21 protein-coding genes are annotated in these 24,377 nt (G+C 36.5%); 1 reads left to right on the top strand and 20 read right to left on the bottom strand.

All coding sequences use genetic code 11. The features are described 5' to 3' along the window. The 8 genes from ACOMA7_RS01190 to dnaE all read right to left on the bottom strand — a co-directional run bounded on the left by ACOMA7_RS01190 (position 1) and on the right by dnaE (position 9,552). Positions 1 to 726, bottom strand: a complete 726-nt coding sequence (locus ACOMA7_RS01190; protein WP_034530795.1) for a pseudouridine synthase — start codon at positions 724 to 726, stop codon at positions 1 to 3. After that, entirely contained in the window at positions 695 to 1,255 is a 561-nt protein-coding gene (gene scpB, locus ACOMA7_RS01185) for an SMC-Scp complex subunit ScpB (RefSeq protein ID WP_034530792.1), read from the bottom strand. Before scpB ends, ACOMA7_RS01190 begins: the two co-directional genes overlap by 32 nt. Next, positions 1,256 to 2,011 (bottom strand): segregation and condensation protein A, encoded by a 756-nt coding sequence (locus tag ACOMA7_RS01180; RefSeq protein WP_054608199.1) that lies wholly within the window; start codon positions 2,009 to 2,011, stop codon positions 1,256 to 1,258. Then, positions 1,992 to 2,360 carry a hypothetical protein gene (locus tag ACOMA7_RS01175; protein WP_034530791.1) on the bottom strand — a complete coding sequence of 123 codons (369 nt, stop codon included), beginning with the start codon at positions 2,358 to 2,360 and terminating at the stop codon, positions 1,992 to 1,994. Before ACOMA7_RS01175 ends, ACOMA7_RS01180 begins: the two co-directional genes overlap by 20 nt. A gap of 23 nt (positions 2,361 to 2,383) precedes the next feature. Then, positions 2,384 to 3,271, bottom strand: coding sequence for a site-specific tyrosine recombinase XerD (xerD, locus tag ACOMA7_RS01170; RefSeq protein WP_054608200.1), 888 nt, complete (start codon positions 3,269 to 3,271; stop codon positions 2,384 to 2,386). Positions 3,272 to 3,285: 14 nt separating this feature from the next. After that, entirely contained in the window at positions 3,286 to 4,170 is an 885-nt protein-coding gene (locus ACOMA7_RS01165) for a CvfB family protein (RefSeq protein ID WP_054608201.1), read from the bottom strand. A gap of 110 nt (positions 4,171 to 4,280) precedes the next feature. Beyond that, positions 4,281 to 6,041: a pyruvate kinase gene (gene pyk, locus ACOMA7_RS01160; RefSeq protein WP_053796641.1), complete on the bottom strand. Its 1,761-nt coding sequence runs from the start codon at positions 6,039 to 6,041 to the stop codon at positions 4,281 to 4,283. 142 nt (positions 6,042 to 6,183) lie between these two features. Beyond that, positions 6,184 to 9,552: a DNA polymerase III subunit alpha gene (dnaE, locus tag ACOMA7_RS01155; RefSeq protein ID WP_421391474.1), complete on the bottom strand. Its 3,369-nt coding sequence runs from the start codon at positions 9,550 to 9,552 to the stop codon at positions 6,184 to 6,186. Between the two features lie 114 nt (positions 9,553 to 9,666). On the opposite strand from dnaE, the gene ACOMA7_RS01150 reads away from it, so the two are divergent. Beyond that, complete coding sequence (locus ACOMA7_RS01150) at positions 9,667 to 9,858, top strand: DUF2929 family protein (RefSeq protein ID WP_225349239.1); 192 nt, start codon at positions 9,667 to 9,669, stop codon at positions 9,856 to 9,858. A gap of 36 nt (positions 9,859 to 9,894) precedes the next feature. Here the strand turns inward: ACOMA7_RS01150 and clpB are convergent, their stop codons facing one another. The 12 genes from clpB to ybeY all read right to left on the bottom strand — a co-directional run bounded on the left by clpB (position 9,895) and on the right by ybeY (position 24,360). After that, a complete protein-coding gene (gene clpB / locus ACOMA7_RS01145) occupies positions 9,895 to 12,477 on the bottom strand; it encodes an ATP-dependent chaperone ClpB (RefSeq protein ID WP_421391471.1) in 2,583 nt (860 codons plus the stop codon). A gap of 105 nt (positions 12,478 to 12,582) precedes the next feature. Beyond that, entirely contained in the window at positions 12,583 to 13,818 is a 1,236-nt protein-coding gene (pepT, locus tag ACOMA7_RS01140; RefSeq protein WP_421391469.1) for a peptidase T, read from the bottom strand. An 11-nt stretch (positions 13,819 to 13,829) separates the two neighbouring features. After that, positions 13,830 to 14,633 carry a Nif3-like dinuclear metal center hexameric protein gene (locus ACOMA7_RS01135; protein WP_421391467.1) on the bottom strand — a complete coding sequence of 268 codons (804 nt, stop codon included), beginning with the start codon at positions 14,631 to 14,633 and terminating at the stop codon, positions 13,830 to 13,832. Further along, positions 14,634 to 15,329 carry a tRNA (adenine(22)-N(1))-methyltransferase gene (locus ACOMA7_RS01130; RefSeq protein WP_034533938.1) on the bottom strand — a complete coding sequence of 232 codons (696 nt, stop codon included), beginning with the start codon at positions 15,327 to 15,329 and terminating at the stop codon, positions 14,634 to 14,636. 88 nt (positions 15,330 to 15,417) lie between these two features. Then, positions 15,418 to 16,530, bottom strand: a complete 1,113-nt coding sequence (gene rpoD, locus ACOMA7_RS01125) for an RNA polymerase sigma factor RpoD (protein ID WP_421391464.1) — start codon at positions 16,528 to 16,530, stop codon at positions 15,418 to 15,420. Positions 16,531 to 16,546: 16 nt separating this feature from the next. Further along, complete coding sequence (gene dnaG / locus ACOMA7_RS01120) at positions 16,547 to 18,388, bottom strand: DNA primase (protein WP_237756981.1); 1,842 nt, start codon at positions 18,386 to 18,388, stop codon at positions 16,547 to 16,549. 111 nt (positions 18,389 to 18,499) lie between these two features. Continuing rightward, complete coding sequence (gene glyS, locus ACOMA7_RS01115) at positions 18,500 to 20,578, bottom strand: glycine--tRNA ligase subunit beta (RefSeq protein WP_421391462.1); 2,079 nt, start codon at positions 20,576 to 20,578, stop codon at positions 18,500 to 18,502. Beyond that, positions 20,578 to 21,510: a glycine--tRNA ligase subunit alpha gene (gene glyQ, locus ACOMA7_RS01110; RefSeq protein WP_034530772.1), complete on the bottom strand. Its 933-nt coding sequence runs from the start codon at positions 21,508 to 21,510 to the stop codon at positions 20,578 to 20,580. The genes glyS and glyQ overlap by 1 nt, the downstream gene beginning before the upstream one ends. Positions 21,511 to 21,791: 281 nt before the next feature. After that, positions 21,792 to 22,553, bottom strand: a complete 762-nt coding sequence (gene recO / locus ACOMA7_RS01105; protein WP_034533945.1) for a DNA repair protein RecO — start codon at positions 22,551 to 22,553, stop codon at positions 21,792 to 21,794. Positions 22,554 to 22,580: 27 nt separating this feature from the next. After that, positions 22,581 to 23,492: a GTPase Era gene (gene era / locus ACOMA7_RS01100; protein WP_371416538.1), complete on the bottom strand. Its 912-nt coding sequence runs from the start codon at positions 23,490 to 23,492 to the stop codon at positions 22,581 to 22,583. 15 nt (positions 23,493 to 23,507) lie between these two features. Continuing rightward, the gene (locus ACOMA7_RS01095; protein ID WP_081006898.1) at positions 23,508 to 23,903 is read right to left on the bottom strand and encodes a diacylglycerol kinase family protein; all 396 of its coding nucleotides are present in this window, start codon (positions 23,901 to 23,903) and stop codon (positions 23,508 to 23,510) included. Beyond that, positions 23,881 to 24,360, bottom strand: coding sequence for an rRNA maturation RNase YbeY (gene ybeY, locus ACOMA7_RS01090; RefSeq protein ID WP_421391459.1), 480 nt, complete (start codon positions 24,358 to 24,360; stop codon positions 23,881 to 23,883). Before ybeY ends, ACOMA7_RS01095 begins: the two co-directional genes overlap by 23 nt. Positions 24,361 to 24,377 lie beyond the last annotated feature (17 nt).

Genomic DNA, 24,377 nt, shown 5'->3' with positions numbered 1-24,377 from the left:
TTATCTCTTTTCAGTCATTTCGTATAGCTTTTCAACTTCGAATTTCTTTAATGGACGGTAATCACCTGGTTGTAATCCCTTTAAGTTTAGGAAAGCAAATGATTCACGTTTCAACTTTTTAACCGGATGACCGATTGCCTTGAACATGTTCTTAACCTCATGGTTTTTACCTTCATGAATTGTTAATTGTACAACAGCGGTCTTCTTACCATTATCGGTTTCTAAGACGTTTGTCTTGGCAGGTGCGGTCTTCTTACCGTTAATCTTAACACCTAGTCTTAGTTGCTTTAATTCGTCGTTAGTTGGAATTCCTTCAACCTTAGCTACATAAGTCTTTTCAACTTCGTACTTAGGATGAGTTAAACGGTTATCCAAGTCCCCATCATTAGTCATTAGTAAAAGACCGGATGTATCGTAGTCCAATCGACCAACTGGATAAATTCTTTGTTCAACATCTTCGAAAAAGTCTAGAACAGTCTTTCGATCCTTTTCATCAGACACTGAAGTGATAATTCTTCTTGGTTTGTATAACAAGTAATATACCGGTGCTTCCTTGTTGATTGGCAAACCATCAACTTGCACTTCATCAGAAACTTTAACCTTTGTTCCTAGTTCAGTAACAACTTGACCGTTTACCTTTACGCGACCGGCTAAAATAATTTCTTCTGATTTACGTCTTGAAGCTACCCCGGCTTTAGCCATTATCTTCTGTAGTCGTTCCGCCATTTTCTTCCTCCTGAAGTAAAATTTCATTATCAATTTTTGGTAATTCGTTTAAGCTCTTAATTCCAAACAACTTCAAAAAGTTATCAGTTGTTGTATAAAGCTTTGGATGACCCGGTACCTTCTTGTAACCGGCAGTGGCAATTAGACTTTGTCTCAACAATCTTTGGACTGTCTTACTGCTGTTCACACCTCTAATGTCATCCACTTCAACCCTCGTAATTGGTTGATTATAAGCAATAATCGTAAGTGTTTCTAGCGCTGTTTGAGTTAAAGAAATGCTTTCATCACTTTGTAAATATCCCTTAATTAGATCGTTTAGTTCTTCCTTTGTGGCAAGTTGAACCTTATCAGAATATTCCATCAACGTAAATGGTGAGTCTTCGTGTTCAAAAGACTCCTTTAGTTGATTCATTAATGTTTCTAGCTCACTAGTACTTAGTTTCAATAATGTGCTTAGATTGTCGTATGTTATTCCATCTTCACCAGATATATATATTAGGCTCTCTAGCTGCGCTAACTTACTAACCAATTACTCTTCACCTTGCTTTACGATTTTTTCTAAATATAGTTTGTCGTCGATTTGTCCGACCTTGACCTTTTGTTCCTTAACAAGTTCTAGTAGTGATAAAAATGTAGTAACTACAAATTCAACGTTACTAGTCTTATCAAATAAGGAATCAAACTCAACTGATTGCTGTTTGGATAATCTATCCATAACATATGTTGATTGGCCTTTGACAGTGTATTCCCATTCTATCACTGAGTGTACATATGGTTCATTTGATTTAATCTTTTCGATAATTCGATCAAACGCTTGTTGAATTAAATCGATACTGAATTTTTCGTTATCGTTAAAATCAATCATCTCATCGACACTTGGTAAAACGGGATCAACGCTGTGATATTGACTAGTCTTAGTCTCCATCTTTTTCAACACTTTTGATACTTCTTTATATTCTTGATAAATCAAAAGTTGATTTACTAATTCATCCCTTGGATCTTCGTAATCATCATCTTCGTTAATTTCATCATTTCTAGGCAACAATAGCTTAGACTTGATTGCCATCAAATTGGATGCCATTACAAAGTATTCACCTGCGATATTAACATTTAGGTTTTTCATCTCAGTCAAATATTCAACGTATTGTCTGGTAATCTTTTCAATTTGGATGTCATATATGTCCATTTCAGATTGCTTGATTAGATGTAATAGTAATTCTAAGGGGCCATCAAAATCATCAATGTGAATATTTATGTTGTTAGAGTTATTGAACTCTGGTTCCATTACGTTTCTCCCAAATTTCACAGATTGAAGTGGTATCCATTGTTCCGACAATCTTTTTACCCATGTATAGGTTATTTAAATCATCAATCATTGAACAGCAGTTATTAATGTTCCAAGAATCGGGTGTTAAGACTACTCTTCTTAGAACTAATAAATCATTTTTTTGTTCAATTGCGACTAATCCAGCCCAATTGTCATCTTGATTTTTCCATAAGTAAATAACACGGTTATCACTATCTTCATACCAGTTCATTTCATCTTCTAAATGATTACCCTTATTCATGTCTGGTAATAAAGAAAGCATATCCATAGCGATTTTTTTATATTCTGTTCTATATTTTAGTAGCATCCCAAATTCCTCCAATCTGTGCTTTAGGCGTGTGGATGAAAATCATCAAACGCCTTATTTAGATGTTCATGGGAAACATGTGTATAGATTTGAGTCGTCGATATATCCGAGTGCCCCAATAGCTCTTGTACAACTCTCAAATCCGCTCCATTTTCTAGTATATGAGTAGCAAATGAATGACGTAAAGTATGTGGCGTAACCTTTTTCTTAATACCAGCTAAACCAACATAACGTTTAAGCTTTTGCCAAATACTTTGTCTACTTAAACCAGATCCATGAGCATTTAAGAATAGATAATCACAATGTCTTCTTTTTAGCAAAAGATTGCGACTGTTTTCCATATAAGTATATATCCACTTGATGGCCTGAGAGCCAATCGGAATAATTCTTTCCTTGTCTCCCTTACCAATAGTTTGAATAATTCCCATATCCAAATGTAAATTATCCATCTTCAAATTAACTACTTCGCTAACACGCAATCCTGTGGCATACATAACTTCTAATATCGCCCTATCTCTAATGCCATATTTGTCGTTTGTATCAGGAACTGCCAGCAACTTATCAATTTCCTTCATCGTCAATACATCTGGTAAATGATTGGCCGATTTAGGAGTATCTACATTGACCATCGGATCTTCGATGATGAAGTGATATCTTTGTAGGTACTTAAAAAACTTTTTCATCGTTGAAACAAAACGGATTATGGAATTTCTTGCCTTTCCACAATCCTTCATGTACTTCATATAATCTAAAATTATCTTTGAATCGACTTTTTTAAATTCACTAATATGATTGTCTTTTAAGTAATTGATAAATCCTTTAATGTCTTGATGATAGCTCTTAATCGTATTATCTGATAATCCGCGTTCAATCACCAAATAATGTAAGTAGTCCTTAACTTCGGAGTCCATAATATCACCCGATTTTATTCAATATCAGTTTCTTTACCCTTTTCAGTTAACAACATTTCGCCATCTTTTTGTTCAATCAGACGGTTCTTCAAAAGATTACCTACCGCACGTTTGAATTGTCCCTTACTGATACCAAAGAAAGCCTTGATGTCTTCAGGAGTACTCTTGTCGGTATAAGCAATCTTTCCATCTTCTGCTCGCTTCAAAACAGCAAAAATCATTTTTGAATCGTCACTAATTGCTTCGTATGCACGAGGCTTCATTGAAAGGTTCAATGTTCCATCTCGTAAAATTCCGATTACTCTTACGTCAACTTGTTGACCTAAGCGTGGTTCCATTTCACGTTCGCTCGGATGGATAAATCCTAGTCGATAGTCATCTGTGATAACACGAGTTCCGGCTAGCTTTAATCTGTAAGTTGTCGCCTTCATGTTACGGTTCTTTAGCTTGGGATTAGCTGGGATCGAAATACTCTTGAAGATTTCTTCGTCAGCTAATTCACCCCAAATTCGATCTTTTTTATCGATTTTCAAGGCAATCATGACTTTATCACCATGTTGAGGCCATAACTTTGTTAATTCAGGAAGATCATCGATTGATACGGCGATGTCCTTGTTAGGTAATCCGATATCAACAAAAATTCCCAATCCATACTTGCTTTGGACAACCGTTCCAAATGCATAGTGATCCACTTGGACATCTGGAATGTTTCTTGTTATTTGCATCTTGTGATTTTCATTTTCATATGCAAATCCCTTAAAGTTACTACCAATCTTTAGTGGCTTTAATATTTCGTCCTTATCCAATAGGAATGTTGTTCCTTCAATTTGAACAAAATAGTTTTTGTCATTTTCGTCAGTTACTTTACCAGAAACAACACGGCCTAAAAAGTTATTCATTAATATTCCTCATTTCGAATCGTTATATGTCAATTCTACACTAATTTACATAATATTTCGATAAAAAAAGAGGATGCATTTAAAATGCATCCTCTTTTTTTATCTAAATATTATAGTGAGTTAGCAGCGCCTGCGTAAACAATTCCGCGACGTGCATCTACTGTAATAGTTTGACCGTCTGAGATGTTTTCAGTAGCACCCTTAGCGCTAACAATAACAGGAATTCCTAGTGAAATACCTAATACTGCAGCATGTGATGTCATACCACCATCTTCAACGATAATTGCGCTTGCCTTCTTAATAGCTGGCAAGAAGTCTTTGTTGGTATTCTTAGCTACCAACACGCCACCGTCAACAGCCTTGCTGTTTGCATCGGCAGCGTTACTTGCTAAAAAAGCTTTACCGATAACAGTCTTGTCGCCAACACCTTGTCCTTGAGCAAGTTCTGAACCGATCAACTTAACGCTCATTACGTTAGTTGTACCCTTTTCGCCAACAGGTAAACCTGCAACTACAAGGATTAAGTCGCCTTCCTTAGCTAAGCCAGTTTCAACTGCCTTCTTAGCTGCAAAGTCGAACATACCATCACTGTTTTCTGGCTTGTCAACAACGATTGGTTGAACACCCCAGTTAACCATTAGACCACGACGTACACGGTCATCAAAAGTTAATGCTAAGATATCAGCATTTGGATGGTACTTAGAAATCATACGAGCTGAGTAACCAGTTGAAGTAGTAGTTACGATAGTCTTGATGTCAAGATCCTTAACCATTTCAGCAACTTGCTTACCGAATGCTTCAGTAACGTCACCGTTGTTGAATGCAGGACGAGCGTCACCGTATTCAGCGTAGTGGTTTTCAGCCTTAACGTCTAACTTAGCCATAGTAGCAACTGCTTCTGCTGGGTAGTCACCGTTAGCACTTTCACCTGAAAGCATAGTAGCATCAGTACCGCTTAATACAGCGTATTCAACGTCTGAAGCTTCAGCACGTGTAGGACGTGGGTTTTCAATCATTGAGTCCAACATTTGAGTTGCAGTAATAACTGGTTTACCCATTTCGTTACATCTGTGGATTAAGTGTTTTTGAACGATTGGAACATTTTCTGCTGGAATTTCAACAGCCATGTCACCACGAGCAATCATCAAACCATCAGAAACCTTCATGATTTCTTCAAAGTTGTCGATACCTTCTTGTGATTCAATCTTAGGGAAGATTTGAACGTCTTCTTTATGTTCGTCTTCAAGTAATTTACGGATGTCTAAAACATCTTCTGGTTTTCTTACAAATGAAGCGGCGATGAAGTTAATGTGCATTTCTGAAAGGCCAAAACGAATGTCGCTTGAATCCTTTTCAGTAATACCTGGTAAGTTAATTGAAACACCAGGTGCAGTAACAGTTTTACGTGAACCTAGAGTAGCGTTGTTTTGAGCAACAACAACTAGTTCTTTGTTAGCTTCATCGATTTCTTTGATAACTGAGTCTAGGATACCGTCATCAAATAAGATGTGGCCACCAACGTGAACGTCAGCTAATAAGCCAGGGTAAGTAACGGCGATCTTTTCTTTAGTACCTTCAATAGATTCGTCCATTGAAATTCTAAATTCGTCGTTAGTGTGGAATTCAATCTTACCATCTTTTTGGATAGTAGTACGGATTTCAGCACCCTTAGTATCAAGCATAAGACCAACAGTCTTACCAGTTCTCTTTTCGGCTTCATGAACTTTGTTTAAACGATCAAAGTGTTCTTCATGGTCACCATGTGAGAAGTTAAATCTGAAAACATTAGCGCCAGATTCGATTAATTTGACAATAGTGTCAACATCGGTACTAGCAGGTCCTAATGTACTTACGATTTTTGTTTTCTTCATAAGTAAAAATCTCTCCTTTTATTTTGTATGATAAATCATCCCTAAAAGATGACTATCATGCATAACTAGGTTTCATCTAGAATTGTATCACTTTTTAAAATTTATGTCTTTTATTTTTGCGCAATTTTTTAATAATTCAAAATTATTTATAAACTACATTGCCATTGCCTAATAATTGAATAAGTTTATCGTGCAATTCCTTGCTATTATTCAAATTATTGTCCGTACTTAACAGCTTTTTGGTACCGTTTTGTGAATTATATATAACGACTTGATGATTTCCATGATTTTGTTTCATCAATGCATAAACATTTCTCAATACTTGATTGGAATTGTGGGCCTCATCAATCTTCAAATACCATTTTTCACTAGGCATTTGCTTTTTGATTTTACTCAAAACGTTTGCTGCAGGATACATCTTATCGGCAATCAGTTGATACTGACCGTTTCTCTTTTCGGGTTTACCACTTACCATAATTACCATGGATGTTCTAATCCAATTAGCAATAAGTTTGTAAGTTGATGGGAAGACTGTCACGTTAATATCTCCGGCAACATCTGTTCCATCAACGAACGCCATATTGTCACCCTTTTTGGTCCTAATGGTCTTAACTCTTTGCACAAACAATAGACAGTTAATTGGTTCATCATAACTACCCAATTCGTCTGAAGAAACAATCTTCATTGCACTTTGTAGTCTTTGATATTGTTCTACTGGATGTCCTGATAAATAAACACCAACGTATTTATTTTCCAATTCCAGTTTATCAACTAGACTAAGTTCTTCGGCAACTCGCTTTTTAGGCTTTAGTGTCTTGAATAAGTCCTGAGATCCGCCGCTTAAGTTAACTGATTCAACGTATTCATCAATCGAATTAGCTAATTCGGAGCGATTATCACTAAAACTATCAAAAGCACCCACGTAAATAAGTGGTTTTAATAAGTCGTTTTTTCTAAACTGTGGTGAAATTCTGGAAATGAACTCTTCTAGTCCCTTGTATGGACCATTTTGTTCACGTTCTTCAACAATTTCACGAATAAAATCACTACGGATTCCCTTGATGCATCTTAGACCAAAGATAATGTTTTGCCCGTCATCAATAAACTCTTCAAATGACTTATTGATATCAGGTGCCAATACATTAATATTACGTTTCTTAGCCTCCACAACATAAACATTAATCTTGTCGTGATTTCCCATTACGGAGTTCAACAATCCGGTAAAGAATTGACGACTAAAATGGGCTTTCAAATAAGCTAATTCAAATGCCATCTTACTGTAAGCCACAGCATGAGACTTATTGAAACCGTAACTAGCAAATCGTTCAATATATTCGAAGGTTTGACTAGCAGATTGCTTTGAGTAACCCTTCTTTTCGGCTCCAGTAATAAACTTATCTCTCATTGATTCCATTACGCCTTGCTTTTTCTTACTCATTGCACGACGTAACAAGTCGGCTTCACCAAGTGTGAAGCCACCCATGATTGATGCCACTTGCATTACCTGTTCTTGATAAACAATGATTCCATACGTTGGCCCTAACACATCAACAAGGGTTGCATCGATTCCTTCAACCTTTTCCTTGCCCTTCTTTCGAGCAATGAAGGTGTCGATATTTTCCATTGGACCAGGACGGTACAAGGCATCAACGGCCGCAACCTCATTGAATTTATCCGGATGTAATGATTTCAAAACACGTTTAATCCCGTCAGATTCAAATTGGAAGATTCCATTTGTATCACCCTGTTGGAATAATTCCAATGTTTTGGGATCGTTTAAATTAATCTTTCTGATATCAAAATTACTGTTAAAATCTTTTCTAACTAGTTGAATGATGTCGTTTAAAATTGAAAGGTTCTTTAAACCAAGAAAATCAATCTTCAACAAACCGATTTCTTCTACGTAGTTCTTAGAATATTGAGTAATCAATAGCTCTTCATTTCCTGATTGAAGCGGTGAAGTCTCAACAATTTTGTTTTGACTTAACACCAATCCGGCAGCATGCGTCGATGAATGTCTAGGGTTACCTTCTAGTTTAGTAGCCGTTTCATACATCAACTTATTCAAGGCATTGTCGTTAACGAGGTTCCTAAGTTTTAGTGAGTTATCGTAAGATTCCTTAAGCGTAATCTTTAACTTGTTTGGAATGGATTTACTCCACTCGTCTTGTTCAAACTTAGATAAACCAAATGTTCTACCCACATCCCTTAATACTTGTTTGGTCGACATTGTATCAAAAGTAACGATTTGAGCAACGTTTTGATGCCCATACTTATCATGGACATAGTTTAAAATCACTTCACGTTTATCGTCTGGAATATCCAAATCAATATCCGGCATTTGAGCACGTTGGTCATTTAAGAAACGTTCAAACAATAGGTCGTATTCAATCGGATCAACATCTGTAATGTACAAACAAAACGAAACAAGTGATCCGGCTGCTGAACCACGTCCGGGTCCAGTCATGATATTTTGTTGATGAGCGTAGTTAATAACGTCCCACACGATTAGGAAATAATCGTTGAAGCCCATGCCATCAATCACTTGTAACTCATGTCTTAAACGGTCACGATAAACTAGCCATTTACCTTTCGGAACTGCTAATTCCACTAAACGGTGCTTTAAACCAGTTATACATAACTCGGCTAGGAAATCCTTGGATGACATGTTCTTACCATTATCATAATGTGGTAAAACCGGTTGTTTTTTACTAATTTCGGCATGACAGCTTTTTGCTACCTTTTCGTTATTAGTTAAGCATTCTTCAAGTCCCTTTAGCTGGTAGTCATTAATTACGTCAGAACTTGGTTTTAACCAGTTCTGGGTTTCTTCGTGACTTTCACCCAGTGGATTGGTTAGACGGCGATTATCATCTCGAATGCATTGCATTACTTTTAGAGCGAATGCATCATCGCTATTTAGATTTTGGACTCTAGATGATGCAATTAGGCCAACCCCTAATTGTTCTGATAATGGTTTTACTTGTTCAATGTAGTCATTATCTTCTAGTTTTTCTTCACTAATCGCCAAGAAGATATCTCCACCTTCATGACCATTCTTTAGATCACCTATAAAATCGCTCACTGTATCGACTTGGTGTTGTTTAATCAACGCTGCTACCTCGCCATAATCAGGAACAATGATAAAAGTATCTTTGGTAAAACTAAGTACATCATCTATCGAAAGATTTTCGTTTTCCCTTGTTTTAGCTAGAGTTGATAATTTCATGATGTTTTTGTATCCATCATTATTCTTTGCTAAAACAATCAATTGATTTGACTCCTCATCCGCTGAGACATTCTCAACGGAAAAAGTAAGTCCGATAATTGGATGAATATTATTTTTTATACACTTATCATAGAATTCAACTGCACCATACATAACTTTGTCATCAGTCAACGCCAGGTTAGTATACCCACGTTTAATTGCTGTTGAAATTAATTCATCTATTGAGATTGTACTATTCAACAAACTGTATGAACTCATTACGTTTAACGGTGTATAATCCATAAAAATCATCCCTTTCCTTCAACAATTATAACAAAAATATCAATTGGTTGGATTATTTATAACTGTTTTTTACTTCTTAACTGTGGTAAAATTTCTATGAAATGTGAGGTGGATATGATGAAATTCATTATTTCAAATCTATTAGTTATTTTCTGGGCTGTTATCTTCGGTGAAATCATCGGATACATTGCCAGTCAATTAACTGGACTAACCTATAACTTAACTGAAATTGGTGTCGTATCAGCCGTTGTTGTATTAATCGCTGTTAACGCTTTAACACTTATTTCAAAACACTCAGTCAAATAATAAAAGCTCAAGTTAATCAACTTGAGCTTTTTTTGTTTATTCAAATGTTAATTCGTTGTTTGCTAATCCAATCTTAACTGTAGACTTGGCTTTTACCTTATCTGCAATGATTAACTTAGCTAATGGGGTTTCGACATTTCTTGTCACAAATCTTTGTAATGGTCTTCCACCATATTGTGGGTCGTATCCATTATCAGTAATCCAGTCTAGTGCTTCATCACTGACTTCAATCTTGATTTGTTGATCATTTAAACGTTGACCTAATTGGTCGATTAAATGTTTAACAATTTGTCTTACATCCTTCTTGGATAGTGGCTTGAATGTGATGATGTCATCAATTCGGTTTAGGAATTCTGGTTTGAAGCTCTTCTTCAACAAGTCATTGACTTGTTTCTTAGCCTTATCAGAAATGTTTCCGTCCTTATCCAAACCATTCAATAAGATATCAGAACCTAGATTTGATGTCATAATCAATAGCGTATTCTTGAAATCAACTGTGTGGCCTTGGCCATCGGTTAATCTTCCATCGTCTAATACTTGTAGTAAGACGTTGAAGACATCAGGATGCGCTTTTTCTATTTCATCAAACAAAACAATGGTGTATGGATCTCTTCTAACGGCTTCAGTTAATTGGCCACCTTCTTCGTAACCAACGTATCCTGGAGCAGCACCGACAAGTCTAGAAACGGATTCTTTTTCCATGTATTCTGACATGTCAATTCTTACCATGTGTTCTTCTGAATCGAATAGGTTTTCAGCTAATGATTTAGCAAGTTCGGTCTTACCAACACCGGTAGGTCCTAGGAATAGGAATGATCCTAGCGGTTTACTTGGGTCTTGTAGACCAGCTCTAGAACGTAGTACCGCATCGGAAACAGCTTCAACGGCTTCATCTTGACCAACTACTCGCTTATGCAAGTTGTCGTCTAAATGAAGTAGTTTTTCTCTTTCACCTTGCATCAAACGGGCAACAGGAATCTTAGTTTCACGACTTAATACTTCTGCAATACCGTCTTCTGTAACTGATTCACTAACCAACCAGTCGTCTTCATGATCTTGATTTTCCATCTTAGCAAGTTCTTCTTCCAGCTTTGGAATCGTACCATGTTTTAGAATTGCAGCCTTATTTAGGTCGTATGAACTTTCGGCTTGTTGCAAGTCGTTCTTAGCTTGGTCTAATTCAGCCTTCTTGTCACCTAATGTCTTAATGGATGACTTTTCTTGTTGCCATCTAGCGTTTAACTTATTAACAGTTTCCTTTAAGTTAGCTAGTTCTGGTTCTAGTTTGGCCAAACGAACCTTTGATTCGTCATCTTCTTCGTTCTTTAATGCGGCCTCTTCGACTTCGGCACGCATTAACTTACGGTTGGCTTGATCCAATTCAGTTGGATTGGAGTTCATTTCAACTTCGATTGTTGAAGATGCTTCATCAACTAAATCAATCGCCTTATCAGGTAAGAAACGATCTGGAATGTAACGGTCAGCCAACTTTGCAGCAGCAACTAAGGCATTGTCGTGAATTCTTACTCCGTGGTGAATTTCTAGTCGTTCTTTAATTCCACGAAGAATTGTGATGGTATCGTCAACACTTGGTTCATCAACGCTAACCTTTTGGAAACGTCTTTCAAGCGCCTTATCCTTTTGCATGTACTTTCTGTATTCGTCAACAGTAGTTGCACCAATCAAATGGAGTTCACCACGAGCTAACATTGGTTTTAAGATATTTCCGGCATCCATACTACCTTCTGATTTACCAGCACCAACGATGTTGTGAATTTCATCAATGAACATGATAATTTGGCCTTCAGACTTTTTAACAGCCTTTAAAACCGCCTTCAAGCGTTCTTCGAATTCACCACGGTACTTGGCACCAGCAATCAATGAACTCATGTCTAATTCAAACAATGACTTGTCCTTTAGGTTTTCAGGAACATCGTTTACGGCAATACGTTTGGCTAAGCCTTCCACAATAGCGGTCTTACCAACACCGGGATCACCAATCAAAACAGGGTTGTTCTTAGTCATTCTGGAAAGAATTCTAATTACATCTAGAATTTCTTCGTCTCTACCGATAATAGGGCCTAACTTACCTGCTCTGGCTTCGGCAACCAAGTCGACACCATATTTCTTAAGTGCTTGATAATTATCTTCTTGATTCTTTGAAGTCACCTTTTCGCCCCCTCTGATATTTTGTACTACTTCTTCAATCTTTTGTTTTGTAATTCCTTGGTCTTTTACATAGTCGACAACTTTGTTCCCTGTTGTATCCATTAATGCGATTACTAATGTATCAACGGCGACATAGCCATCACCCAAGTTTGTTTTTTCTTTTTCTGCATTTTGTAATAGTTCTAGCATACTGGATGAAATATTTTGTCCATAGGACACGCCTTGGCCATCTACTGTTGCAATTTCATCTAGTTGTTGATCCAATTGCTTTTCGAAATCATCAACGTTCATCCCTGCTTCAGCAAAAATTTGTCTTGCCAATTCACCTGGTTGAACCAATACCTTGAATAAATGGGTAATTGTGATTTCTTGATGTTTGCGATTAGCAGCCACCTTTTGTGCTTCAGCTAACGCTTGTGATACTGCTTCTGTTAATTCATCTGGATTCAATTATTTCACCTACTTAATAAAAAATACCTATGAGAAATCCATCTCATAGGTAAATTTTACCAAAAGGTCACATTAAATCAAATTATTTTGACCTTTTTTGACTAATTATTTTTCTGCGTTTAACTTAGCGATTTCAATGATGACATCACATGCTTTTTCCATTGTTTGAACAGATACATATTCAAAACGACCGTGCATGTTTTCGCCACCGGCAAACAAGTTTGGTGTTGGTAATCCCTTAAATGAGATTGTTGAACCATCAGTTCCCCCACGAACTGGGAAAATGTCTGGTTTAACGTCAACATTATTCATTGCTTCCTTGGCTAAATCAACGACTTCCATGTTCTTTTCGATCACTTCGGCCATGTTGTAGTATTGGTCTTTAACTTCGACGTGAACACGGTCATAATCAAAGCGTTTATTCATTTCATCAGCAATCTTTTTGAAGTATTCTTTTCTTTCTTCAAAACGGTTTCTGTCATGATCTCTGATGATGTAAGACATCTTGGTGTTGTCCGGAGTACCATTGATTTCAAGTAAGAAGTAGAATCCTTCCTTGCCATCAGTGTATTCAGGTCTTTCGTATACAGGTAGTTTAGCATTGAACTCCATTGCTAATAGAGCGGCATTGACCATGACATCCTTGGCTTCACCAGGATGGACATCGGTTCCTTTAATTTCAACGGTTGCACCAGCGGCATTAAAGGTTTCGTATTGTAATTGACCCTTAGCTCCACCATCAACGGTGTAAGCCATGTCAGCACCGAAATCATCAACATCAAACTTCAATGAACCAGTTCCGATTTCTTCGTCCGGACCAAAACCAATTTCGATTTCACCGTGCTTAATTTCAGGATGGTCAATTAAGTACTTCATGGATGAAATGATTTCGGAAACTCCTGACTTATCGTCAGCCCCTAATAAAGTGGTCCCATCAGTTGTGATAAGAGTATCACCATAATACTTATGTAGACTTTCAAATACGTTTGGATCTAAGTTGTATTCACCGTTACCTAATTTGATGTTTGATTTTCCATCATAGTTTTCTACAAATTGTGGGTTCACATTTTCTGAATTAAAATCAGCAGTATCAATATGTGAAATGAAACCAATCTTCTTAACATCTTTGTCGATGTTTGAAGGTAGGGTTGCAAATACATATGCACTTTCTTCATTTGTTCTTACGTTAGATAAACCAATTTCTTTTAGTTCTTCCTTTAATTGGTTTAAAAATACTGTTTCACGGTTTGCTGATGGAATGGTAGTGCTGCTTTCATCAGAACGCGTGTTAATCTTAACGTATCTCAAAAAACGAGGTACTAAGTCTTCATACTTACTCATGGTGTTTCCCCCTAAATAAATTGATATGGATCAGTGTTTATAGAAGATTCTATCACATCTATTGGCCAATCATAATCTTTTGCCCACTCTTTGAACATTTCTGCCAAATATGGTTTGCAAATGCTTTCGATGTGATGGCCGGGATCAACAACTGACATATGGTCAGCAATCATATCATGCCCGACGTGATAATAAACATCCCCGGTAACATAAACGTCTGCACCTTTATCCTTAGCAATGTTATAGAACTTACCACCATCGCCACCTAAAACGGCAACTTTTTTAACTGGCTTATTCAATTCATGACTAATTAGGCGTAGACCGGAAACGTTGAAGTATTGCTTACAATTATGAGCAAATTTTTCGACTGTTGTGGTTTCCTTTAGTTCACCAATTCGACCCATGAAGTATTCAACTCCATTATAATCTCCTTGACTTACTAGTCCTTCAACGTTTCTTAGGTCCATTACTTCAGCTAACCAATCGTTCATACCACCATCAGCGTTATCCAAATTGGTGTGTGCAGAATAAACAACGATGTTGTTCTTAATGATGTCGGCATACATCTTATTTTGTGGGACATCTAAGTCCATGTTTTTAACAGGTCTAAACATCGCTGGATGGTGAGAAAAAATCATATCACAGTCGTTTTCAATCGCTTCTTCAACCACTTCTGGTCTAACGTCTAAGGTTACTAACACCTTATGAATTTCTTGATTAATCGATCCAATTTGCAAACCGATTGGGTCGTGTTCAACCGCAATCTCCTTTGGTGCAAATTTTTCAAACTGGTTAATTAAGTCGAATGCTTTCATTTATAACACCTCTTTAATTTCCTCAATTTCCTTCTTCATTGAATTAATCTTATCAACTGGTTTATCATGCTTGGCCAAGTTCATTTGGTCAATTACCATTTCAATTCTTTCAATTTCGTTTTCCCACTTCTCAACGAAAACATCTGAGTGTTGTTTTAGTAAAAATGGGCCAAACTTAATTTCTTGTTCTGTGTATTTTACTGGTTCGTCGGTCTTTTTCGCAACGATAATTTCATAGGTGTGACCGTCTTCTCTTAAGATGGTTTCATCACTAATTTCATATTGGTTATTCATTAACCATGTTCTCAAACGATCTTCACCAACGTTTGGTTGAAGAATCAATAGTTCGTCGCCTGATAAGTGTGACTTACCGTTTTCTAGGATATTCTTGATTAAAGTTCCACCCATTCCGGCAATGGTAACACAATCAATTTTATCCTCTGGTTGTACTGATAATAATCCATCTGCTAGTCTAGTGTCGATTCGATCACTTAAACCTTCAGCTTTAATTTCTTGAATTGCGTTGTCTAGAGGTCCCTTAGCAACCTCACTAGCAATTCCAAATTCAATTTGTTTTTGTTTCATCAAATAAACTGGCAAGTATGCATGATCAGATCCGATGTCTGCTACTCGACTATTTTGCGGAACAAAATCTGCAACTACTTTCAATCTTTGAGATAACTTATTTGCGTCCATAAAAACACCTTTTCTACTTTGTTATTAGTTATATTATAACCGCTATAGAAAATAAAAAACAGATAGCAAATGCTATCTGTTTTAATTATTATTCAAGGAAATCCTTTAGTTGTTTACTTCTGGATGGGTGGCGTAACTTTCTCAAAGCCTTAGCTTCAATTTGTCTAATTCTTTCACGAGTAACACCAAAGACCTTACCAACTTCTTCAAGGGTTCTAGTACGACCATCGTCTAGACCGAAACGTAATCTTAAAACGTTTTCTTCACGGTCAGTTAGAGTATCTAAGACACCTTCAAGTTGTTCCTTTAGTAATTCGTATGCAGCGTGGTCGGCTGGACTAGTTGCATCTTGGTCTTCGATAAAGTCACCTAAGTGAGAGTCATCTTCTTCACCAATTGGTGTTTCTAGAGAAACTGGTTCTTGAGAAATCTTTAGAATGCTTCTAACCTTTTGAGTTGGCATATCCATTTCAGCACCAATTTCTTCGGGTGTAGGTTCACGACCTAAATCTTGAAGTAATTGTCTTTGAATACGGATTAATTTGTTGATTGTTTCAACCATGTGAACTGGAATTCTGATAGTTCTAGCTTGGTCAGCAATCGCACGTGTAATAGCTTGTCTAATCCACCAAGTAGCGTAAGTTGAGAACTTGAAACCTTTTCTGTAATCAAACTTTTCTACAGCCTTCATTAGACCCATGTTACCTTCTTGGATTAAGTCCAAGAATTGCATACCACGACCAACGTAACGCTTAGCAATTGAAACAACCAAACGAAGGTTAGCTTCAGCTAGTTCTTGTTTAGCTTCTTCGTCGCCTTCTTCGATACGAAGAGCCAAGTCAACTTCTTGGTCAGCAGTTAGAAGCGGAACACGTCCAATTTCTTTTAGGTACATTCTAACTGGGTCGTTAATCTTAACACCAGTAGGAGCTGAAGCTGAGTTCTTCAATTCAGCTTGAGTAACCTTTTTAGCTGCTTCTAGGGCACGTGGATCTGGATCACCATTTTTATCAACAACACTAATACCAGCGTCTTCAATTTTTTCTAGTAATTCGTACATTTCCGTCTTAGCTAGCTTGAATGGCACAGCAATTGTGTCATTAACATCGTCATAAGTAACGTGTCCAACTTTCTTTTGCTTCTTAATTAAAGCGTTGGTTGATTCTTTTAGTTCTTTCTTGTTTAACTTCTTTTCAGCCATTAAAGTGCCTCCTAAATTACGATCTGTCGTTCAACTGTTTTTGTCTTTGTAACTTGATGATTTCCATCGCTAGTTCGGTTTGTTTATCAACATCCCCTAGCTTCTTGGCATCATTCAATTCAGCCTGTTTGTTCTTAAGCTGAACATCGATCGGCGCCTCATTCATTATTATATTAACATAATCGTCAACCTCTTCTTTATTTGGCGCATCGCTTAACGGTAACATTTCGATATTAATCAACATGTTTTGTAACTTTTCTTCTTTAATGAAGTCTTGAAACTCAGCTGATTTATATTCGTCATGTGTTGCCATGTATCCTTGTGCCAATGTATATAGAAGTTGAAAATCATCATCCACAAATGAAAAACCATCTTTACTCATCAAGTGTTGCCACATTTCACGTGACATCAAAATGCGATTAAATAAATATAGTTCCGCCAACTCAACCTTGCTGTGTGATCTGACATTATCAATTGGTTGGATGACTGGATGACCTTGCTGTGGTTCATCCCTTGATTTTTGAATCGACTTGTTAACATTATTCTTTTGAATATAGGTATTCATTCGATTAGTCAAATCTAACTTGTTCAAGTTAAATTGATCAGATAATTGGTTAACATAAATGTCTCTTTCCAATGGATCGGAAATCTTAGCAACTTCCTGTAAGACATCGTTAATATAACTAATCTGGTCAGTTTCATTATCCAAGTTACGGTTCAACTTGAAGTATCTCATCTTAAACGAAAGTGGTGATTCATAGGCGGAATGCATATAACTAGCAAACTTTTCCTCACCATATTGTTTACGATATTCATCGGGATCAATTCCCTCAGGCATTTGAATAACACCTAGAGATAAATCTGTATTACCTAATAATGACAATGCTCGATTAATCGCATTTTGCCCCGGTGCATCACCATCATAACAAACGCTAACGCTTGGTGTTAAACGTTTAATCGTAGCAATTTGTTCGGTGGTAAGACTAGTTCCCATTGAAGCAATTCCGTTGGTCACACCTGATTGATAAGCAGATATAACATCCATGAATCCTTCAAACAAGATAACATTTTTTTGCTTTTGAATGGTTGTCTTGGCATCAGATAGGTTGAATAAGACTTTTCGTTTGTTGAAAATGTCAGTTTCAGGACTGTTTAGGTATTTTGCCGTTGAGGCATTTTTATCCATTACACGTCCTGAGAAACCAATCAGATTACCAAATTCATTTTTAATTGGGAACATGATACGGTCAAAGAAACGATCACGAAGTTTACCATCATCAGTTTCAATAAATAGACCAGATTTTCTCATATCATCATATTGAACTTTCTTGTTTTCCAAAAACTTATTTAAGATTTGTTCCTTAGGTGCAAATCCCAAACGGTAGAACTTGATGGTGTCATCAGTCAATCCACGTTCGTGCAAGTAATCTAATGCCGGTTGTCCCACTTCAGTATTCATCAAAATATGACTATACAATTCTGTGGCTAGCTCATGCATATCGATTAACTTTTTCTCAACCGGATTGATGTTTGATTTAGCTTTATTGGAATGCTTATATTGGTCTGGAATTTCAATTCCTTGCATATCAGCAACTCTCATTACCGCTTCCGGATATGAAAGATTTTCCAATTCCATCATGAACTTAAAGACGTTCCCACCTCTTCCACAACTGAAACAGTGAAAGATTTGTTTTTGTTCATTAACAGAAAATGATGCAGTGTTTTCATTATGAAATGGACATATACCAAATAGATTACTACCAGATTTTTTCAATGAAACAAACTGACCAACCACATCGGCAATGTTGGTTTCATTTCTAATCTGATCAATTACTTCTTCAGGAATCATTGTCAGCATATCTCCTTTCACTGATAAAAGTCGCACCGATTTTTAGTGCGACTTTTGTTAAAAATACGAATAAATATTATACAGTATTTTATCAACCCATCATATGTTTGTCTATCAATTCTATTTTACGATTAGTTGGTTTAAATCAGCAAACCAGTTAATCATGTTTGATAACTTAGTTAGTTCACGTAAGTGATTGTTCTTAACGTTTTCATCTTTAGCCATAACCATTGTTTGGTCAAAGTAGTCGTTAATTGAATCCTTCAAGTCGAATAATTTGTTGTATTCTTCGTTTGCACTTAGTGAGAAGAAATCACCTGAGATTGATTCAACATTTGAATGAAGGTTCTTTTCAGAATCGTTTTCAAATAATGATTCATCAACATTTAAGTCGTCTGCGGCAAAGTCTTGCTTTTCTGAAATTCTTAGAACACGAGTTAATGCTTCAACAGATTCCTTGAAGTTATCATCTTCCTTGTGTTCGTTTAGAATATCGGCAACGTTAAAGATAAATTCAATATTATCGTTGTTTGAGTTACCTGCAGCATCGATAATATCATGTCTAATCTTGTCAGCCTTTAGTTGCTTAACAATTCTATCCTTGATGAATGAAACGATTTCGCTAATTTCCTTGTTTTGATCCAAGTCAGGAGCAACGTTTGCATCCTTTTCAGCGTTGATAAATGCTTCCATCATTTCAGTTAAGTTGAAGTTTAATTCTTCGTTCTTAACAATTCTAACGATACCGTTAGCTTGTCTTCTCAATGCGTATGGGTCATTTGAACCGCTTGGAATCATACCAGCGGCAAAGAAAGTTAGGATACTGTCAAACTTATCAGCTAGGGAAAGAACTGAACCAACCTTGGTTGCTGGTAGTTCACCTGTTGCTGAGATTGGCATGTAGTGTTCACGAATAGCAGTAGCAACAGCTTCATTTTCACCCTTTAATAGAGCGTACTTTTCACCCATTACACCTTGTAGTTCTGAGAATTCACCAACCATACCGGTTACTAAATCGAACTTGTAAATTTGAGCAGCACGTTTAACATCTTTTAGTTCTTGGTCGCTTAGTTTAGCATGTTGACCAATTACTTCGGCAATCTTTTCAACACGTTGCATCTTTTCAAAAATAGTTGAAATCTTGTCGTGGAAGCTTACCTTCTTTAGCTTGTTTACGTAGAAGTCGATATCCTTAGCTTGATCTTCTTGGTAGAAGAACATTGCATCTTCTAGACGTGCAGTAAGCACTTTTTCGTTACCAGCAATCACGTTTTCGATGTATTCGCTGTTACCGTTTCTAACTGAGATAAAGAATGGTAAGATGTTACCATTTTGATCGTTAACGTAGAAGAATCTTTGGTTATCCTTCATTGAAGTAATTAGAACTTCTGAAGGTAGTTGTAGGTATTTTTCATCGAACTTACCAAAGAATGCAGTTGGCCATTCAACCAAGTTGTTAACTTCTTCAAGTAGACCTGGGTTGATGTTAATTACCCAGTTGTTTTCATCTTGAATTTCTTTAATTTGTTTTACGATTAAGTCTTTACGTTTTTGAGCATCAACAATTACAAATTGTTCTTTTAGCTTTTCTTCGTATTCATCAGCTGAGTTAATGGTTGTGTCTTGACCTAAGAATCTGTGGCCACGACTAACGTTTGAAGCAGTAACGTCTAGAATTTGAATTGGTAATACTTCGTCATCTAATAGAGCTACCATCCATCTAATTGGACGAATGAAGTCTAAACGGTAAACGTTCCACTTCATTAGTGTTGGGAATGTCATGCTTGTGATAACATCCTTTAGTCCCATTAGAACTTCTTTAACAGGCTTTCCGGCGATGTGTTTTTCAACAAAAACATATTCAGTACCCTTAACTTCTTTAAAGGTAATATCGTCTGTGCTTAAGCCTTGTCCCTTAGTGAAACCAATGGCTGCTTTTGACCAGTTGCCTTCGTCATCTAAAGCAATCTTCTTAGCAGGACCCTTTACAGTTTCGTTTACGTCAGGTTGTTTGTCAGCTAAACCTTCAATTTGGATAGTTAAACGACGAGGAGTTGAGAATGGCTTAACAGCATCAAAATCGATTCTTTGATCTTTTAAGTAATCTTCAGTCTTCTTAACTAATTGTTTGATACTAGGAGTTACCACATGAGCTGGCATTTCTTCTAGTCCAATTTCAAGTAAAAATGTGTGAGCCATTATTTTTCCTCCTTGTTTTCATCATCTTTTAGAAGAGATTGTCTTAATTTTTCATCTTTGATAAGTGGGAAACCACGTTTCTTTCTTTCAGCAATGAAGGCCTTAGCGATTTCTCTAGCCATTCTTCTGATTCTTGAAAGATATCCGGCACGTTCAGTAACTGAAACGGCACCTCTAGCATCTAATAAGTTAAATGTGTGGCTACATTTTAGAACGTAGTCGTATGCGGGGTGAACTAAGCCGTTTGCGATTTGTTTTTTAGCTTCTGTTTCGAAGTCATCAAACATCTTTAATAACATTTCTTGGTTACTTTCTTCGAAACTGTATTTTGAGTGTTCGTATTCTGGTTCCTTGAAGATGTCACCGTACTTAACACCATCACTCCATTCTAGTTCAAAAACATTGTTAACGTCTTGAACGTATGAAGCAAGTCTTTCTAGACCATAAGTGATTTCTGAAGCAACTGGGTTCATTTCTTGACCACCAACGATTTGGAAGTAAGTAAATTGAGTAACTTCCATTCCGTCTAGCCAGATTTCCCAACCAACACCGGCACAACCCATTGATGGGTTTTCCCAGTTATCTTCAACGAAACGAATATCGTGTTCTTCTGGGTTAATGCCAAGTTCTTTTAAACTATCCAAGTATAGTTCTTGGATGTTTTCAGGAGATGGTTTCATGATTACTTGGAATTGGTGATGTTGGTATAAACGGTTAGGGTTTTCACCATATCTACCATCAGCAGGTCTTCTAGAAGGTTCAACGTATGCTGCGTTCCATGGTTCAGGTCCAATTGCACGTAAGAATGTGTATGGACTCATAGTTCCGGCACCCTTTTCAGTATCGTATGCTTGCATTAACATACAACCTTGTGATGACCAGTATTGTTGTAATTTTAAAATGATGTCTTGCATTGACAACTTTTCTGTCATGTTACTTCCTCCTAATAAACGAATGGCATAAAAAAAACCTATGCAAAAAGTATACTTAAATACAGTTTACATAGGGACGATTATTCGCGGTTCCACCCTACTTCTGACTTTCGTCAGCAGCTTGATTTCTTTGGTTCAAAAAGTGCCAATCATTGAAAAATGCAAGTAGCTCACACTATCCTACTATCGCTGGATATCATTTTATTCAATGACCCTCTTTTGTCATTACCATTCGTATTTATTTAACTTAATTATAGTTTACAATTGCTAAAAAATCAATTCTATAATCTTAGGTCATTCATTTGATCTAAGAAACTTTTACTCTTTAAATGAATCCCTACAGAATCCGAGTAAATCTTATCGAGTAACATTCTTAAATTTTGCTTTGTATTGTCATTTACGTTAACGTTACCCAATTTATTTAAATCAATAATTGAAAAACGACGTAAATAATAAATGGTCTTTTGATCTAAGTGCAAACGATTAGCATCTAAATGAAAGTGATTTTGGCAAATCAATCCACCATAGGCTTCAGAATAGTCAAAGTTAAGATCAGTACGACCACAAATGGCGCATCCCCTTAGTTCAGGTTGTACCCCAAACTCACCTAAAAGTTGGATTTCACAGATGTTGGTAATCACCTCAGGGTCAACCCCGTTATCGATCAATCGTAACGCTGCAAACAACTGGTTGAACCAATGCGGAATTGGTGTTGAGTCAGGAAATGCAACGTCGACTAAAGACATAATGTAAGTAGCATAGGCATTTAAGAAAATATCCTCGCTAATGTTTTCATAATGGTCAGTATCTAATCCACTATAAATATAAGATAAGTTTTCAGCATTTATCTTTCCAGAATACGTACCATAGGTAAAAGGCAAGATATCCGCCATCATCTTAAAGCCCCTTTTTCGAGCGCCTCGAATGAAAAACATCTTCTTGCCTGCCTCGGCCGTTAAAAACTTAACTAACATATCATTTTCTTTAAAGTTCTTTCGGTATAGTAAAATACCGTGAAAATTCATATATGTTTGTGAATCCATTTTTATTCACCGACCATTTTTAAAATTTTAGTAATTATCTTTCTTGTATCCTAATGACTTAAGAACGGATGATTCATTACGCCATCCAGGATGAACCTTAACCCAAAGTTTTAGATAAACCTTGCTACCTAATAAGTCTTCGATATCTTGTCTTGCAAGTGTTCCAATCTTCTTTAGCATTGATCCTTGCTTACCAATTAAGATTCCCTTTTGTCCAGGACGGTCTACTAAGATATCAGCTTGGATATCTACATTGCCGTTTTCCTTGGTCTTCATGCTTAAGATATCAATCGCAATTGAGTAAGGGATTTCGTCTCTTGCTAACATTAAGATTTTTTCTCTGATTAATTCAGCAACGATAAAACGTTCTGGGTGATCAGTTACTTCGTCTTCTGGGTAGTATTGTGGACCCGCTGGTAATAATTGTTTTAAGTTGTCCATCAATTCATCAACGTTGTTACCTTGTAGTGCTGAAATTGGGAAAACTTCTTTCCAATCAAGCGCTTTCTTGTAAATATCCATGATACTTAGAAGTTTATTTGGATTAATTTCATCAATCTTGTTGATGATTAAGTAAACTGGTTTATCAATATCCTTTAAACGGTTAATGATAAAGTTATCTCCCGCACCTCTTGTTTCAGTGGCACTTACCATGAATAAAACAGCATCAACTTCTTTTAAAGCTGAAAAAGCTGATTTTTCCATGAAATCATCTAATTTATTATTTGGTTTGTGAATTCCTGGGGTATCCAAGAAGACAATTTGTGATTCATCATCGGTGTATACACCTTGAATCTTGTTTCTAGTTGTTTGTGCTTTATCACTCATAATGGCAATTTTTTGACCGATAATACGGTTCAAGAATGTTGATTTACCAACATTTGGTCTACCAACGATTGCTACAAATCCTGAATGAAAGTTTGGATCAAATTCCATAATAATTCCTCCGTGCTGTTAAAGTCCAAATATAATTGGAACATATACCAATAATCCGATGATTGCTGCAAAGATTGACGCAATGACCACACCTGCGGCAGCGACGTCTTTGGCCTTCTTGGCAATTTCATCGTACTTATTACCAACAATTAAATTAACAATTGATTCACATAACGTATTTACAACTTCAGCGATTAAAACAATAAATATTGCTAACAAAATCCAAACCCATTGGCTCAAATCAATCTTAAGAATAAAAGAAATAATCACTACGACTAAAGATGCAATTAGATGAAATCTAAAGTTACGTTCTGTCTTGCATAATATTACTAAACCATCAAAAGCGTGCTTAAAGGATTCAGCAAAACTACGATTTTTTCTGACTACTTTTTTATCTCTTAAGCCCATAGTCATCCATAATCTTTCTTTGCAATGGGAACATAACATCTTCATCTTCTTGCTTCATGTGATCATAACCATTTAAGTGTAGGAATCCATGAACAACAAGGAAACCTAATTCACGTTCATATGAGTGGTCTAAAAATTCTGCTTGTTCAGCAACCTTATCGATTGAAACAAAGATGTCACCAATGTTTTCTGGGATTTCTGCGGCCATTTCATCATCCATAATTAATGGAAAATCGTCATCACCGTCTTCAATCGCAAAACTAATAACATCAGTTGCGCGGTCAACACCACGATACTTACTGTTAATCTCCTTAATTTCGTCATTATTAACGAATGTTACTGACATTTCAGTATTATCCTTAAGGTCTAATGCCTTGCTAGCAAATTGCAATACATCTTCCACTAAATCGATGTGTTTTTTGTCTACACCGTCTTTTGTCTTATCGTAAATTTCTAAATCCATTCTGGTACTCCTGTTAT

Source organism: Apilactobacillus intestinapis, assembly GCF_049166695.1.
Classification (GTDB): domain Bacteria; phylum Bacillota; class Bacilli; order Lactobacillales; family Lactobacillaceae; genus Apilactobacillus; species Apilactobacillus kunkeei_C.
The sequence above is the reverse complement of the archived record's forward strand: the minus strand, read 5'-3'. Positions and strand labels throughout refer to the sequence as shown.